This window comes from Alteraurantiacibacter aestuarii, from assembly GCF_039523595.1.
Lineage (GTDB): Bacteria > Pseudomonadota > Alphaproteobacteria > Sphingomonadales > Sphingomonadaceae > Alteraurantiacibacter > Alteraurantiacibacter aestuarii.
Map to the genome: position 1 here is coordinate 343,559 of NZ_BAAAFP010000001.1, position 13,094 is coordinate 356,652.

Below are 13,094 nucleotides of genomic sequence, written 5' to 3' on the forward strand. Positions count from 1 at the left end.
CTCACCCAGCTTGGGTGCTTATCGAAAATGTCGCGAAGGAACCCCATGGCGACAGGAAAGTGTTTTGGCAAGGTTTGCTGCAATGCACAATGGTCAATTCATGGCCTTGTGCCGGGATTCCAGATGTTTAGCGCCAGTGCGCGATCAGGCGACGCCGCTCATCCGCTGGAGGTTGAGCAGGGCTTCGCGCAGGACGCGCTCATTTTCCTCTGCATTGACCGGCCGGGCCTGTTCCGCAGCCGCAGGTTTGGCCTGTGCTGCGCCCTGGTCTGACGGCGCATCGAAGGGGCGCCGGGTGCCGGTGGAAATGGCAGCAAGAGCGGCGTCTTCCTGTGCGGAGCTGCTTGCAGCCTCGTGCGGGAACACCACGGCAGGCTCGACATGGTCGTCTGCGGCCTGCGGCTCATCCTCGATCCGGACGAATTCCTCCGCCCGCTGCCGGAAGGGATTGTTCATCGCGACCAGCGAGGCGAAGTCCTCCGCGTCATCGCCTTCTTGCTCTGACGGAGCGGTATCGGCGGGCCGGGAGAAATCGAGCGGCTTGCGGGCGGCAGGTGCCTTGGCCCGGGCCGTTTCGGTGCGCATGCGCTCAAGCGGAAGATTGAAAGACGCGGTGAGGTCATCCTCATCCGTGTCATCCTCGGCATCAAGCCCGCTCAGATGGGCGAAATTGGCGAACAGCCGGAATTCGCTGTCTTGTGGCGGCTGTTCTTCGCCTGCGTCTTCAAAAGGGGCCGCGTCTTCAAAAGGGGCCGCGTCCTCATAATCGGCATCGTCATGACCGGCAGCATCGTCGAGATCGGCGTCAGGCTCGTCCAAGCCCTGCGCAGGTGAGGAGAAATCGGCAAAGGGCGCTGGTTCTGCGGCAGCAGACGTGATCGGATCTGCGGCGGATTCGGTGCGGCCGAAATAGGCCTTCATCGCCTCGGCGGCCTCGTCCGGCTCGGCCACGTCGAAGCCACTGGGCATGGCGCGCATGGCGTGCGCGGGGATCGGTGCGGAAGCGGCCAGCCTGGCCCGGGCGGCGCGCATCTGGCGGTGTTTCTCGATCGAGGAGCCGAGGCGCTGTGCCAGCTGCACCAGCGCCAGGTCGCCCAGTTCCGCCTCGTCCCACTGCGCGGGCGCAGCGTCCGTTGAGATATCGGCTTCGGCTTGATCAGGCTCGGCGGCAGGCTCGAAACTGGACTCGATCATGGTGTCCTCGTTGTAAATGTCATCTTCCGGCAGCGGAGCCAGGAATCGTGCAGGCGATGGTGCAGGCTCTGCAGAGGGTTCGTCAGAAGGCCCCTTGACCGGCCCTTCAGCGGACTCGCCGCGCTTCATCGATGGCGGGGAGAAGGCCAGGGCATCCACAGCGGCTTCGCTGTCATCCTCAGCCTCGAACCAGGCCGTGTCGAACTGGTCTTCCGCCTCGTGTACATCGGGCTCTGCATCAAGACCGGCGGGCACTGGCGCTTCGATGGCGGCTGCGAATTCCGGCCCGTCGATCATTGGTTCATCCCCGTCCATGTCTTCGCCAAAGCTGGCGGCAGGCGCCATTTCCGACAGTTCCATCACGTCATCAAAATGATCGTCGCTGGCGACTCTTGCTGATTCTTCGACTGCTGCTTCCAGATCGAAGTCGGGCATGTCGGCGGCCTTGGCGGCAGCAAGAAATCTGGCGCCGGGGTTGCCGGGCAGCGGGGCGAAATCGAAATATTCGCTGTGACCTTCATCCACATCTATGGCCAGCGCGCGGCGGCGCGGCCCGGTATCGTCAAACCCTCTTTCGCCCAGCTCCTCATGCGCATTGATCGGTGAGCGCTTGGCTGAGCCTTTCTTGGCGGCGCGAGAACGCTGCGGGGCGGCAGGGGAATGGGCCCTGGCCACCTGGCGCGCGATCAGCAGGCCGGAAATCGCCCCCAGCACGGTGAAGCCGAGCGCCATCAGCGCGCGGGCGGTAAAGCCGAGCGGCGGCGCGGTGGCAGGCACGATGGAGGAAAGGCCGGTCGATACGGCGATCTGTTCGATCACCGGGACAGGGACCACCAGACTGCCCATGCCCAGAAGGGCGGCAAACCACAGGGCCACGATAAACGGGAACGCCGGATGCGTGCTGATGGGGGCCTTTGCGCCCCCTCGCTTCATGCCGGTTTCTTGTGCCATGCTAGCCAATTGATCACCCAGGTTTCGCGCCGGTCCATCTTGCCGCCACCTGTCAGGCTGCGGCGCAAATCCGGCTGTTCGGATCGTGGCCTAACAGCACTTGGTAAACAGCTTGATAACGTTGAACGTTGCAGGCCCAGTCATGATGGCTGGCAACATGCTGGCGAGCGGTCTGACGCATGGTGTCCCAGTTGCCGCGCGCATCCAGCAGATCGGCCAGCGCGCGGGCGCATGACTGCGGATCGTCGGGGGTGAACAGCGTGCCGGTGACCCCGTCCTCCATCAGCTCGCGGTGTCCGCCCACATCGCTGGCGGCGACCAACTTGCCCTGCGCCATCGCTTCCAGCGGCTTGAGCGGGGTGACGAGGTCCGTCAGCCGGCTGGCCTTGCGCGGATAGGCCATGATGTCGGCCAGCGCGTAATATCGTTCCACCTGATCGTGCGGCACGCGGCCGACAAAGCGAATCGCATGGCTGGCGGGGGAGGCTTCGGCGCGCGCCTTGAGCGCATCTTCCATCGGTCCGCCGCCCACCAGCAGCAGCCGCGCATCGCCATGGCGCTGCACCAGTGCGGGCATGGCATCGATCAGGTCGTCCAGCCCTTCATAATCATAGAAGCTGCCGATGAAGCCGATCACCGGGCCATCTCCCAGACCGAGCGAGCGCGCCAGCGCGCCATCGCGGGGCACCGGATTGCCGAACAGCGTCAAATCCACGCCATTGGGCATGATCGCAATCTTGCTTGCGGCAACACCGCGCGCCACCAGATCGGCGCGCAGACCTTCGCAAATGGTCACCACCCGGCCCGCCTGCGCCACCACGTGGTTTTCCAGGCTGCGGGTGAGGCGGTATTTGAGCGATCCGGCCTTGCCCACGCCGTTGCCCACGGCGGCATCTTCCCAGAAGGCGCGGATTTCATACACCACCGGTATGCCCAGCTTTCGCCCGGCGCGAACCGCCGCCATCCCGCCCAGCGCGGGCGAATGGGCATGCAGGATATCGGGCCGCCAGCCCTGCGCCAGATCGACAATCGCGTCTGCCAGGGCGGAAATCTCGCGCCATTCACGCACAGCGGGCGGGCCGGAGGCTTCTCCGCGTGTGCGGTGAAAGGTCAGCCCCTCGGCCGCTTCCACATCGGGACCATCGGCGGTGTGGCGCAGACCGGTTATGCCGCGCACTTCCAGGCCCTGCGCCAATTGCGCGCGCATGATCGCCCGCGTGCGGAAGGTATAGCCGCTGTGCATCGGCAGCGAGTGGTCAAGGATGTGCAGAATGCGTGTCATTGACGCAAATCCTTGCCACGACAACCTTAACGGCGCGTCAATTTGTCTGGGCTATGGCTGCCGATGAAGCTGCCGGAAATCTATCTGTGATCGACTATTTCACCATCGCGCTGACACACGGCCTGATCGCGCTTGCCGCTTTCCGGCTGCTGACGCGCGACGATCTCGATCGCGAGGATGAGGCGGCGGCTGCCGATACCGCCCCGGCGCCGCGCCCAAAGGGCAAGTTCTCTCCCTATGCGCGCCCCAACGCTGGCCGCAGCACGAACAAGGACGGCTGAGCGCGTGCTCGACCTTGTCCTGATCGGCTTTATCGGCCTGCTGCTGGCGATGGGGCTGAAGCGCCCGTTCATCTGGGTGCTGGTCTATATCTATATCGATGTCGTGGCCCCGCAGAAGATCGGCTGGGGGCTGATCCAGGCCTTGCCGCTATCGCTGATGGCCTTTGCCGCGGCGTTTTGCGGCTGGCTGTTCTTCGACAGCAAGCAGGGCATGCGCTTCACTTTCCGCCAGGGGCTTATCGTGGCGCTGCTGGTCTATTGCGGGCTGACCACGATGGCGGCGCAGTTCCAGGATTCGGCGTGGGAGAAGTGGGACTGGGTGTGGAAGGCGCTGGTGTTCGCCACTTTCCTGCCGCTGACATTGCGCACGCGGCTGCGGATAGAGGCGGCGGTCCTGATCCTGGTGCTGTCCATCGGCGCGATCATCATCAACGGCGGGATGAAGACCGTTTTCGGCGGCGGCGGCTATGCCACGCTCAAGCTGCTGGTGGATGAGAATTCCGGGCTGTACGAAGGCTCGATCATCTCCACCGCGGCGATTGCCACAATCCCGCTGATCGTATGGCTGGCGCGCCACGGCACCATCTTCAAGCCGGACTGGCGGGTGTGGACATTCAGCGGCGCGCTGATCTTTTCCTGTCTGCTGATCCCGATCGGCACGTCTGCGCGCACCGGGCTGGTGTGCCTTGCCGTGCTGGGGGTGCTGATGCTGCGGTCGGTGCGCTATCGCTTTGTCTATGGTGCGCTGGCGGGTCTGGTGCTGATGGCGGCGATACCCTTCCTGCCGCAGAGCTATCTTGAACGGATGGGCACGATCACCGGCTATCAGAGCGACCAGTCCGCCTCCACCAGGCTGGCGGTGTGGCAATGGACCTATGACTATTCGAAGGATCATCCGCTGGGCGGCGGCTTCGATGCCTATCGCGCCAATTCCTTCACCTACAACACCCGCGTGGTGACCGGAGAGGGCAATAACCAGCAGGTCGAATTCCGCGAAGTGACGGAAGAAGCGCGCGCCTATCACTCCTCCTATTTCGAGCTGCTGGGCGAGCAGGGCTGGCCGGGCCTGCTGCTGTGGCTGTGGTTGCAGGGGCTGGGCGTGTGGCAGATGGAGCGCATCCGCTGGCGCTTCTCCCGCACGGCAGGCGATCAGGACGCAGCCGATGGCCGCAAGAGCTGGCAATGGGGTCTGGCCACCGCCCTGCAGCAGGCCCAGCTGGCCTATCTGGTGGGCGCGCTGTTCGTGGGCATTGCCTATCAGCCGTTCATCTTCATGCTGGTTGGCCTGCAATGCGGCCTGTGGTCCTATGTCCGGCGCACGCAGGGCGATGCGCGCAAGGCCCGGTCCGGCCAGCCTGCCGAAACGGCGCAGGTGCCGTCAGCCGCCTGACCTGCGCGCGTCCTGTCGACAGCGTGTCCCATGCTGCGTCGGCCCGCGCCGATCAGCGCTGATCAGCGCGAATGGGCGCGGATCCAGTCTTCCACCACGGGAGCGATCTTGCCGCGCCATTTGCTGCCGTTGAAGATGCCGTAATGGCCCACATCTGTGGCCAGGTAGTACTTCTTCTGATCGGCTGGCAGGTGCTTGGTCAGGTCCAGCGCCGCGCGGGTCTGGCCCACGCCTGAGATATCGTCGTTCTCACCCTCGATCGCCAGCAGGGCGGTGTCGCGGATGGCATCAGGATCGATGGCCTTGCCGCGGTGCACGAATTCACCCTTGGGCAGCGAGTGTTCCTGGAACACGTGGTGGATCGTCTGCAAATAGAACTCCGCCGTCATGTCGCAGTGAGAGAGATATTCGTCGTAGAAATCCTTAGTCTTGTCGGCGCTTTCCTGATCCCCAACGGTCAGGTGCTTGAACATCTCGTAATGGCTCAGCATGTGGCTTTCCATGTTCATCGACAGGAAGCCCGCCAGCTGCAGGAAGCCGGGATAGACCTTGCGGCCCGCTCCGGGATAATTCAGCGGCACGGTGGCAATCACATTGTCGACGAACCAGCTGTGCGGCTTGTCCATCGCCACATCGTTGACGCTGGTCGGGCTGGCGCGCGTATCGATCGGGCCGCCCATCATGGTCAGCGTGGCGGGGCGGCACGCATCGCCTTCCGCCGCCATCACCGCCGTGGCGGCAAAGGCGGGAACAGAGGGCTGGCACACCGCCAGCACATGCGTGTTTTCACCGATGAACCGGAGGAATTCGATCAGGTAATCGATATAGTCGTCCAGATCGAAATCACCGGCGGACAGTGGCACCAGCTTGGCGTCGGCCCAGTCTGTCACCCACACTTCCTGATTTTCCAGCATGCGCGCCAGCGTACCGCGCAGCAGCGTGGCGTAGTGGCCGCTCATCGGCGCAACCAGCAGCAGCTTGGGCGCATCGGCGGGCAGGCCCTCGCGCTTGAAATGACGCAGCGATCCGAACGGCTTTTCCAGCACCACGTTTTCGGACACCGCATGGGCCTTGCCATCGACGGTGACCGATTCGATGCCGAATTCGGGCTTGCCGCGCTCTTCATAGACGTGGGCGAACACCTTCAGCGCGGAGGCCATGGCTGGCCCCATGCCGAAATACCCGATGGGAAGCGCCGGATTGCTCAGCAATTGGGCCCCGAAAGACGCCAGATTGCTGGCCGAATGCATCATCGATCGATGCATTTCATAGGCGGAATAGAGCATGTGCGTCCCCTGATGCGAACCATGTGCCAGGTGGATCTGCTGCGATCCCGGCACGGCGCGCAATTGTGTTGTCTGCACCATGCCATAGCCTGACTTGTGCATCCAATGTAAGCGATGTTGCATTGCAGCAAAAGGGGCTTGTGCCCGGAAAAACCGCAATAATGCAGAATTCCGGCGGGCAAGTGCTTCAATCGCGCGATCTTATCGGCTAGGCGCAGCAGCGAAATGGCCAGCCGCGCTTCCTCCGATGATGTAGAGCCCGCAGATAACCTGGGTCCGCTGGCGATGATTTTCCGCGCCGCCGGGCGCTATCCCGGCATGATCGTGTTCGCCTGTATCGCCCTGATGGTGACGGCAGCGGCCACGCTGGCGATCCCCGCCGGTTTCCGCCTGATCATCGATCGCGGCTTTGCCGAGGGCAGCAACCCGGACGAGATCGGCCGCTGGTTCCGCTATCTGTTCGGCATCGTGGTGGTGCTGGCACTGGGCACGGCCTGCCGGTTCTATTTCGTCAGCCTGCTGGGTGAACGCGTGGTGGCCGATATCCGCCTTGCCGTTCAGCAGAACCTGCTGCGCCTGTCCCCCGGCTTCTTCGAGGAGAACAGCCCGTCGGAGATTTCCAGCCGGATGACCGCCGACACCGCGCAGATCGAACATGTGGTGGGCACCACCGTCTCGGTCGCGCTGCGCAATGCCATCATGGCGGTGGGCGGCACGGCCTATCTGGTTTACCTCGCGCCCGCGCTGACCGGGATGATGGTGGTGGCCATTCCGGTGGTGATCATTCCGATTGCCATGTTCGGTCGCCGCCTGCGCGCTGTCAGCCGTGAGAGCCAGGACCGCGTGGCCGATGTCGGCGCGATGATTTCCGAAGTGCTGGGCGCGATGAAAATCGTCCAGGGCTTCAACCAGGAAAGCCGCGAACAGGCCCGCTTTGCCGCCAGTGTGGAGGCCACTTTCGAAACCGCCCGGCGGCGCATCGTGCTGCGCTCGACCATGACCGCGATCATCATTGCGGTGATCTTCGGCGCGATCACCGCGCTGATGTGGCGCGGGGCGATGCAGGTGGCCGAAGGCACGCTTTCGGGCGGCACCATCGCCGCCTTCGTGCTCACCGGCGTGCTGGTGGCGGGTGCATTCGGATCGCTGACCGAGGTTTACGGGGATCTTCTGCGCGGTGCCGGTGCGGCTGGTCGGCTGAACGAATTGCTCAACCAGGCACCCGCAATCGCGCCGCCCGCGCGTCCGCAGGCCCTGCCGGAGCCGCCGCGCGGCAGCCTGTCGTTCCAGAATGTCGGCTTCAGCTATCCCACGCGCTTGCAGGACAAGGCGATCGAGGGGTTCACCCTGACCGTTGAGCCGGGTGAGACAGTGGCCATCGTGGGGCCATCGGGCGCCGGCAAATCGACCATTTTCCAGCTGGTGGAGCGTTTCTACGATCCGCAGGTGGGCACCATCCGCATGGACGGCGTTCCGCTGGATCAGGCCGACCCTGCCGCCATTCGCGGACGCATGGCGCTGGTTCCGCAGGAAGGCGTCTTGTTCGCCGCCAGCGCGCGCGACAATCTGCGCTATGGCGCGTGGGATGCCGATGAAGAGGCTATCTGGGACGCGGCGCGCGCAGCCAATGCGGAAAAATTCCTGCGCGAACTGCCCGATGGCCTCGATACCTATCTGGGCGAAGGCGGGGCGCGTCTTTCGGGCGGCCAGCGCCAGCGCGTGGCAATCGCCCGCGCGCTGCTGCGCGATGCCCCGATCCTGCTGCTGGATGAAGCCACCAGCGCGCTGGATGCCGAAAGCGAACGGCTGGTGCAGCAGGCGCTGGAAAAGCTGATGGAGAACCGCACCACGCTGGTCATCGCCCACCGCCTGGCCACGGTGCGCGCGGCAGACCGGATCGTGGTGCTGGACGATGGCCGCATTGTCGAGCAGGGCGATCACGCCAGCCTGATTGCCAAGGGTGGGCTTTATGCCCATCTCGCCGCGCTGCAATTTGACGATCAGGCCGCCTGACGGCCCGCTTGCCCGCCTGACCGGCGAAGCACACGAAGTTTCCGGTTGAGAATTCGATTGAGACAGGGGTTAAGCCCCTGCTAATCGACGAAGTATCATATGAAACCGATGAATGACGTCGCCTTTCCGGGCTTGGCGCTAAACCGATATTTCACTTCGATTCCGCGGGCGCTGATCCTGCGCGGCGGAACAGATCAAGGGACGCTCGATGATTCGCAAGATATTCGCTACCGGCATTTCCGCCATTGCGCTCGCCGCCGCCATGCCGGCCCTGGCTCAGGAGGCGCAGGAGGCGCCGGAGCGGGCCACCCCGGCAATGTCGTTCGGCGCATGGGGCGTCGATCTGACGCAGCTGGACCCGTCGGTCGATCCCGGTGCCGATTTCGATGCCTATGTGAATGGCAAATGGGTGGCAGCGACCGAAATTCCCGCCGATCGATCCGGCTATGGCCCGTTCGACATTCTGGCCGAAGGCGCGGTGGACGATGTCGAGACGCTGGTGACGGAGCTGGTTGCAGCCGATCCGGCGCCCGGAACCACCCAGCGCCGCATTGTCGATGCCTATAATGCCTATGCGGACCGGCCTGCCATCGATGCGGCGGGGCTTGCGCCTGCCTATCCCTATCTGACGCAGATTTTCAACGCGCCCGATCTGGATGCACTTGCCCATCTGTTCGAACAGCCGGGCTATCCGGCGATGGTTTCCGCAGGCGTCACCGTCGATAGCCGCGATCCCAATTCCTATGTGGTATCGGTCGGCTTCACCGGCATGGGGCTGGATGACCGCGATTATTATCTGGTCGACAATGAGCGGAACCTGGAAATCCGCGCGGCATACATGGATTTCCTCACCTTCATGCTGGGCAAGGCAGGCTACGGCGATCCGGCGGCCGCGGCCCGCGTGGTGTATGATTTTGAGCATCAGGTGGCCGAACTGGAGTGGGACAGCCAGATGTTCCGCATTCCGGAGCTGACCTATAATGTGCTGAGCCGCGACGAGCTGATCGCGCTCGCCCCCGATTTTCCCACCGAGACGCTGCTGCAATCGGGCGGCTTCGGCGATGTCGATCGCTTCCTGGCCAGCCAGTTGCTGCCCGATGCCGAAGAAGCTGCCGCGCTGGGTCTGGACGATGAACAAATGGGCATGATGGGCGGCGGCCTGCCGGCGATGATGCAATTGCTCACGCAGACCCCGCTGGCCAATCTCAAGGCCTATATGGCGGTGCGTTTCCTGTCATCCTATGCCGCCGTGCTGCCAAGCGACATCGATGATGCGAATTTCGCCTTTTACGGTACGGTGATGAGCGGGCAGGACAGCCCGCGCCCGCGTGAAAAGCGCGCCATCGGCGAGGTTGAAGGCCTGCTGGGTGAGCAGCTGGGCGCGCTCTACGCTGCGCGCTATTTCCCGCCTGAAAGCAAGGCGCAGATGGATGAGCTGGTGGCCAACCTGCTGCGCGCGATGGGTGAGGATCTGGACGATAATGACTGGCTGACCCCGGCCACGCTGGCCGAAGCGCGGGCCAAGCTGGCAAGCTTCACCCCGATGATCGGCTATCCCGATGAATTCGAGACGTATGACGGGCTGGAGATCACGCCGGGCAATCCGCTGGCCAACCGCATCAGCGCCATTGCGTGGAATCAGGCGGATTCGCTTTCGCGCCTGGGCAAGCCGGTGGATCGCACCGAATGGGCCATGCTGCCGCAGACGGTGAATGCCTATTACATGGCGATCTTCAACCAGGTGGTGTTTCCCGCCGCCATCCTGCAGGCACCCTATTTCAACCCCAATGCCGAAGCGGCGGTGAACTATGGCGCAATCGGCGCGATCATCGGCCATGAGATTGGCCATGGTTTTGACGATTCCGGGTCGCGGTTCGACAGCACCGGCACGCTGCGCAACTGGTGGCAGGACGTGGACCGGGCGGGCTTTGAAGCGCGCGCGGGCAAGCTCATTCCGCTGATCGAGGCCTATTGCACCGATGACGGGGAAACCTGCCTGACCGGGCGGCTGGCTCTGGGAGAGACGCTGGGCGATGTGGTCGGCCTGCAAATGGCCTACCGCGCCTATCGCCTGTCGCTGAATGGAGCTGAGGCTCCGGTGATTGACGGGCTGACCGGCGACCAGCGCTTCTTCCTCGGCTTTGCGCAGAACTGGCGCGAGAAGCTGCGGCCCGAGCGCAAGCGTTCGCAAATGCTGTCCGATTCGCATCCTCCGGGCGATTTCCGCCTCAACAACACCGTACGCCAGCTGGACGCATGGTATGATGCCTTCGATGTGGGCGAGGATGATCCGCTGTACCTGCCGCCGCAGGATCGCGTTTCGATCTGGTAGGACAGGTTGCGGCGCAGGGTCACGGTGCGCCGCTGGTGTGGGCTGCTGATGTTGGGGGGCGGTTTGGCTTGACTAAACCGCCCGCCCTGCCAATTGCTCGGCAGCAATGGACACCACTCTCACCGCAGTATTGCTCGGCATTGTCGAGGGGCTGACAGAATTCCTGCCGGTCTCCTCCACCGGCCACCTGATCCTCGCCACGGAGATGTTCGGCTATGATGCCGATGAGTGGGCGATGTTCAACGTGGTTATCCAGCTGGGCGCGATCCTGGCGGTGGTGTATCAGTACTGGCCCACATTCTGGGGCGCGGGCATGGGCGTGCTGAAGCTGGAAAGCGAAGGCCTGCGCTTTGCCCGCAACATCCTGCTGGCGTTCATTCCCAGCGTGATCCTGGGGCTGGCGTTCAAGGATTATATCGACATCATGCTGGGCAGCCCGTCAATCGTGGCGTGGGCGCTGATCCTGGGCGGCATTGCCATTATCGGGATCGAAAAAGCCTCCAGCCCGGGTGACGAGGTGAAGGTTGCCGACCTGCCGATGAAGACGGTGATCGGTATTGGCCTGGCCCAGTGCACGGCGATGATCCCCGGTGTCAGCCGATCAGGCGCCACCATCATGGGCGCGCTGGCGATGGGCGTGAACCGCAAGACGGCGGCGGAGTTCTCCTTCTTTCTGGCCGTGCCCACCATGATCGGCGCCACCACACTGGAACTGTTCCAGAAGGGCGATGCGCTGATGGCCGGCACCACAAGCGTGGGCTGGTATGAAATCGCCATCGGCTTTGTGGTCAGCTTTATCGTGGCGCTGATCGTCATTCGCCTGTTCGTGGCCTTTGTCAGCCGCCGCGGCTTTACCCCCTTCGCCTGGTACCGGATCGTGGTGGGCACAGTGGCAATTGCCTGGCTGACGCTGCGCTAGGGCTTGCGCCTCCCCGCAATTTGACTTGGAACCAAGCGGTTGCCGCGGTGTTTTCTAGGCATGATGTCTGGAAACTATCTCGGATGGGCCTGATTTTCCTCATAGGATCCGGCGCGCTGCTTGGCTGGTTGACAACAATTGTCCTGCAGACCGGCGGCAATGCCCTGAAGGTCAATCTGGCATCGGGAATCGGTGGCGCGCTGGTTGGCGGGCTGCTGGTCAATCCCCTGATCGGCGAAGGGAACTTGCTGGCCGGGGGATATAGTATCGCGGCGTTGCTGATTTCGCTGGGCGGCTCTGTCGTCCTGCTGGCGTCAGTCAATATTTTGCGACACCGCGAATTGCGATGAATTTTGCGTGATGAGCCGATGGCTCGTTTTATGGGTCGGCCTGGCCGTCCCGAATCTTGAAGGGGAATACCAATGAAGAAGATTATTTCTGTCGCGTCTGCTGCTGTGCTGGCTCTGGGTGTTGTCGCTTGTGACGGCGCCAACGAAAATGCCATGGAAGACGAAGGCGAGCAGGCTGCTGAAGTCGTGAACGACCAGGCCGAAGCCATGGAAGATGCCGGCATGATCAGCGACGACCAGGCCGATGCCATGACCGACGCTGCCGAAGACCGCGCTGATGCCATGGAAGAAACCGGCGAAGCGATGGACGAAGCCGCGGAATAAACTTCCGCGCCGCTCCTTCAGGAGCGGACAAGAATTGGGGCCGGTCCCGCCATCATGGCGGGGCCGGCCCTTTCGTTTGCAGTCTAGGTTGCCTGGCTAGGGCGCCTGTTCGGCGGCGGGTGGCGCTTCATCGCCCGGCTCGCTCAGCGCTTCGGCGGGCAGGCGTTGCTGGTCGAGCATCTCGGCCGCCTGATCCAGCGCCGCCGCTTCCCCCACGCTCACGCCGCCGGGACCGGGATCATTGTCTCCCGCACCGCATCCGCACAGCATCGCGCAGGCGGCCAGGGCGGGGAGGTATCGGGCGTTGATCGCGCTTACTCCCCCACTCATTCCCCACCTTACTCCCCAACTCATTCCATCGACGATTCGGCGCTGCCGATGGCGGCTTCGACATCTTCATTGACCATGCCTTCGGCAGCAGCGGCGGCTTCCATCGCGTCAATCTCCGCATCGCCAGAAGCGGCGTCTGCGGCGTCGGTCACGGCGTCTTCATCCATTGCCGGCTCGGGCGTGCCTGCCAGGGCCTGATCGGCGGGCATTTCGACCGTGTCGGCCATCGCGTCTTCGGATGCATCGGTGGTGGAACCGCACGCGGAAAGCGTGAGCAGGGCCGTGGCGGCGATAGCCAGGGGGGCGATTTTCTTCATGGTATTATCTCCAGTGGAATGGTCCCGCTCAGGCATTTGCGCCTGATAAGGGTGAATTACCCCAGCGCGCCGGGGAATAAAATCGCAAAAAGCGCCTGCGCCGGTTCCGGTGGAGCAAAGCCTGT

12 protein-coding genes are annotated in these 13,094 nt (G+C 63.5%); 7 read left to right on the plus strand and 5 right to left on the minus strand.

Annotated features, from left to right (window positions below; all coding sequences use genetic code 11):
- Positions 1-144: 144 nt before the first annotated feature.
- On the minus strand, positions 145-2,127 hold the full coding sequence (locus ABDZ98_RS01750) for a hypothetical protein (RefSeq protein WP_237437424.1): 1,983 nt from the start codon (positions 2,125-2,127) through the stop codon (positions 145-147).
- 70 nt (positions 2,128-2,197) lie between these two features.
- Positions 2,198-3,427, minus strand: a complete 1,230-nt coding sequence (locus ABDZ98_RS01755; protein ID WP_160590609.1) for a TIGR04063 family PEP-CTERM/XrtA system glycosyltransferase — start codon at positions 3,425-3,427, stop codon at positions 2,198-2,200.
- An 86-nt stretch (positions 3,428-3,513) separates the two neighbouring features.
- Between ABDZ98_RS01755 and ABDZ98_RS01760 the strand changes: the two genes are divergently transcribed.
- Both ABDZ98_RS01760 and ABDZ98_RS01765 read left to right on the plus strand, forming a co-directional pair.
- A complete protein-coding gene (locus tag ABDZ98_RS01760) occupies positions 3,514-3,708 on the plus strand; it encodes a hypothetical protein (protein ID WP_202386004.1) in 195 nt (64 codons plus the stop codon).
- 4 nt (positions 3,709-3,712) lie between these two features.
- Entirely contained in the window at positions 3,713-5,098 is a 1,386-nt protein-coding gene (locus ABDZ98_RS01765; RefSeq protein WP_160590608.1) for a putative O-glycosylation ligase, exosortase A system-associated, read from the plus strand.
- A gap of 62 nt (positions 5,099-5,160) precedes the next feature.
- On the opposite strand, the gene ABDZ98_RS01770 is transcribed toward ABDZ98_RS01765, so the two are convergent.
- The gene (locus ABDZ98_RS01770; RefSeq protein WP_160591093.1) at positions 5,161-6,384 is read right to left on the minus strand and encodes a polyhydroxyalkanoate depolymerase; all 1,224 of its coding nucleotides are present in this window, start codon (positions 6,382-6,384) and stop codon (positions 5,161-5,163) included.
- 225 nt (positions 6,385-6,609) lie between these two features.
- On the opposite strand from ABDZ98_RS01770, the gene ABDZ98_RS01775 reads away from it, so the two are divergent.
- The 5 genes from ABDZ98_RS01775 to ABDZ98_RS01795 all read left to right on the plus strand — a co-directional run bounded on the left by ABDZ98_RS01775 (position 6,610) and on the right by ABDZ98_RS01795 (position 12,322).
- Positions 6,610-8,397 carry an ABC transporter transmembrane domain-containing protein gene (locus ABDZ98_RS01775; RefSeq protein WP_160590607.1) on the plus strand — a complete coding sequence of 596 codons (1,788 nt, stop codon included), beginning with the start codon at positions 6,610-6,612 and terminating at the stop codon, positions 8,395-8,397.
- A 208-nt stretch (positions 8,398-8,605) separates the two neighbouring features.
- Positions 8,606-10,729, plus strand: a complete 2,124-nt coding sequence (locus ABDZ98_RS01780) for a M13 family metallopeptidase (RefSeq protein ID WP_160590606.1) — start codon at positions 8,606-8,608, stop codon at positions 10,727-10,729.
- A 106-nt stretch (positions 10,730-10,835) separates the two neighbouring features.
- Entirely contained in the window at positions 10,836-11,648 is an 813-nt protein-coding gene (locus tag ABDZ98_RS01785; RefSeq protein ID WP_160590605.1) for an undecaprenyl-diphosphate phosphatase, read from the plus strand.
- 83 nt (positions 11,649-11,731) lie between these two features.
- A complete protein-coding gene (locus ABDZ98_RS01790; RefSeq protein ID WP_160590604.1) occupies positions 11,732-11,998 on the plus strand; it encodes a GlsB/YeaQ/YmgE family stress response membrane protein in 267 nt (88 codons plus the stop codon).
- A 72-nt stretch (positions 11,999-12,070) separates the two neighbouring features.
- Positions 12,071-12,322, plus strand: coding sequence for a hypothetical protein (locus tag ABDZ98_RS01795; RefSeq protein WP_160590603.1), 252 nt, complete (start codon positions 12,071-12,073; stop codon positions 12,320-12,322).
- A gap of 96 nt (positions 12,323-12,418) precedes the next feature.
- Here ABDZ98_RS01795 and ABDZ98_RS01800 read toward each other — a convergent pair whose 3' ends face one another.
- Both ABDZ98_RS01800 and ABDZ98_RS01805 read right to left on the minus strand, forming a co-directional pair.
- The gene (locus ABDZ98_RS01800; RefSeq protein ID WP_202386003.1) at positions 12,419-12,652 is read right to left on the minus strand and encodes a hypothetical protein; all 234 of its coding nucleotides are present in this window, start codon (positions 12,650-12,652) and stop codon (positions 12,419-12,421) included.
- A gap of 20 nt (positions 12,653-12,672) precedes the next feature.
- Positions 12,673-12,969 (minus strand): hypothetical protein, encoded by a 297-nt coding sequence (locus ABDZ98_RS01805; protein ID WP_160590602.1) that lies wholly within the window; start codon positions 12,967-12,969, stop codon positions 12,673-12,675.
- Positions 12,970-13,094: the final 125 nt, after the last annotated feature.

Bases quoted from the DNA above. Each gene is read 5' to 3' on its own strand.
- ABDZ98_RS01775 (WP_160590607.1), top strand. From the start codon at position 6,610: ATGGCCAGCCGCGCTTCCTCCGATGATGTAGAGCCCGCAGATAACCTG.
- ABDZ98_RS01780 (WP_160590606.1), top strand. From the start codon at position 8,606: ATGATTCGCAAGATATTCGCTACCGGCATTTCCGCCATTGCGCTCGCC.
- ABDZ98_RS01770 (WP_160591093.1), bottom strand. From the start codon at position 6,384: ATGCTCTATTCCGCCTATGAAATGCATCGATCGATGATGCATTCGGCC.
- ABDZ98_RS01755 (WP_160590609.1), bottom strand. From the start codon at position 3,427: ATGACACGCATTCTGCACATCCTTGACCACTCGCTGCCGATGCACAGC.
- ABDZ98_RS01805 (WP_160590602.1), bottom strand. From the start codon at position 12,969: ATGAAGAAAATCGCCCCCCTGGCTATCGCCGCCACGGCCCTGCTCACG.
- ABDZ98_RS01790 (WP_160590604.1), top strand. From the start codon at position 11,732: ATGGGCCTGATTTTCCTCATAGGATCCGGCGCGCTGCTTGGCTGGTTG.
- ABDZ98_RS01750 (WP_237437424.1), bottom strand. From the start codon at position 2,127: ATGAAGCGAGGGGGCGCAAAGGCCCCCATCAGCACGCATCCGGCGTTC.
- ABDZ98_RS01800 (WP_202386003.1), bottom strand. From the start codon at position 12,652: ATGAGTGGGGGAGTAAGCGCGATCAACGCCCGATACCTCCCCGCCCTG.
- ABDZ98_RS01785 (WP_160590605.1), top strand. From the start codon at position 10,836: ATGGACACCACTCTCACCGCAGTATTGCTCGGCATTGTCGAGGGGCTG.
- ABDZ98_RS01795 (WP_160590603.1), top strand. From the start codon at position 12,071: ATGAAGAAGATTATTTCTGTCGCGTCTGCTGCTGTGCTGGCTCTGGGT.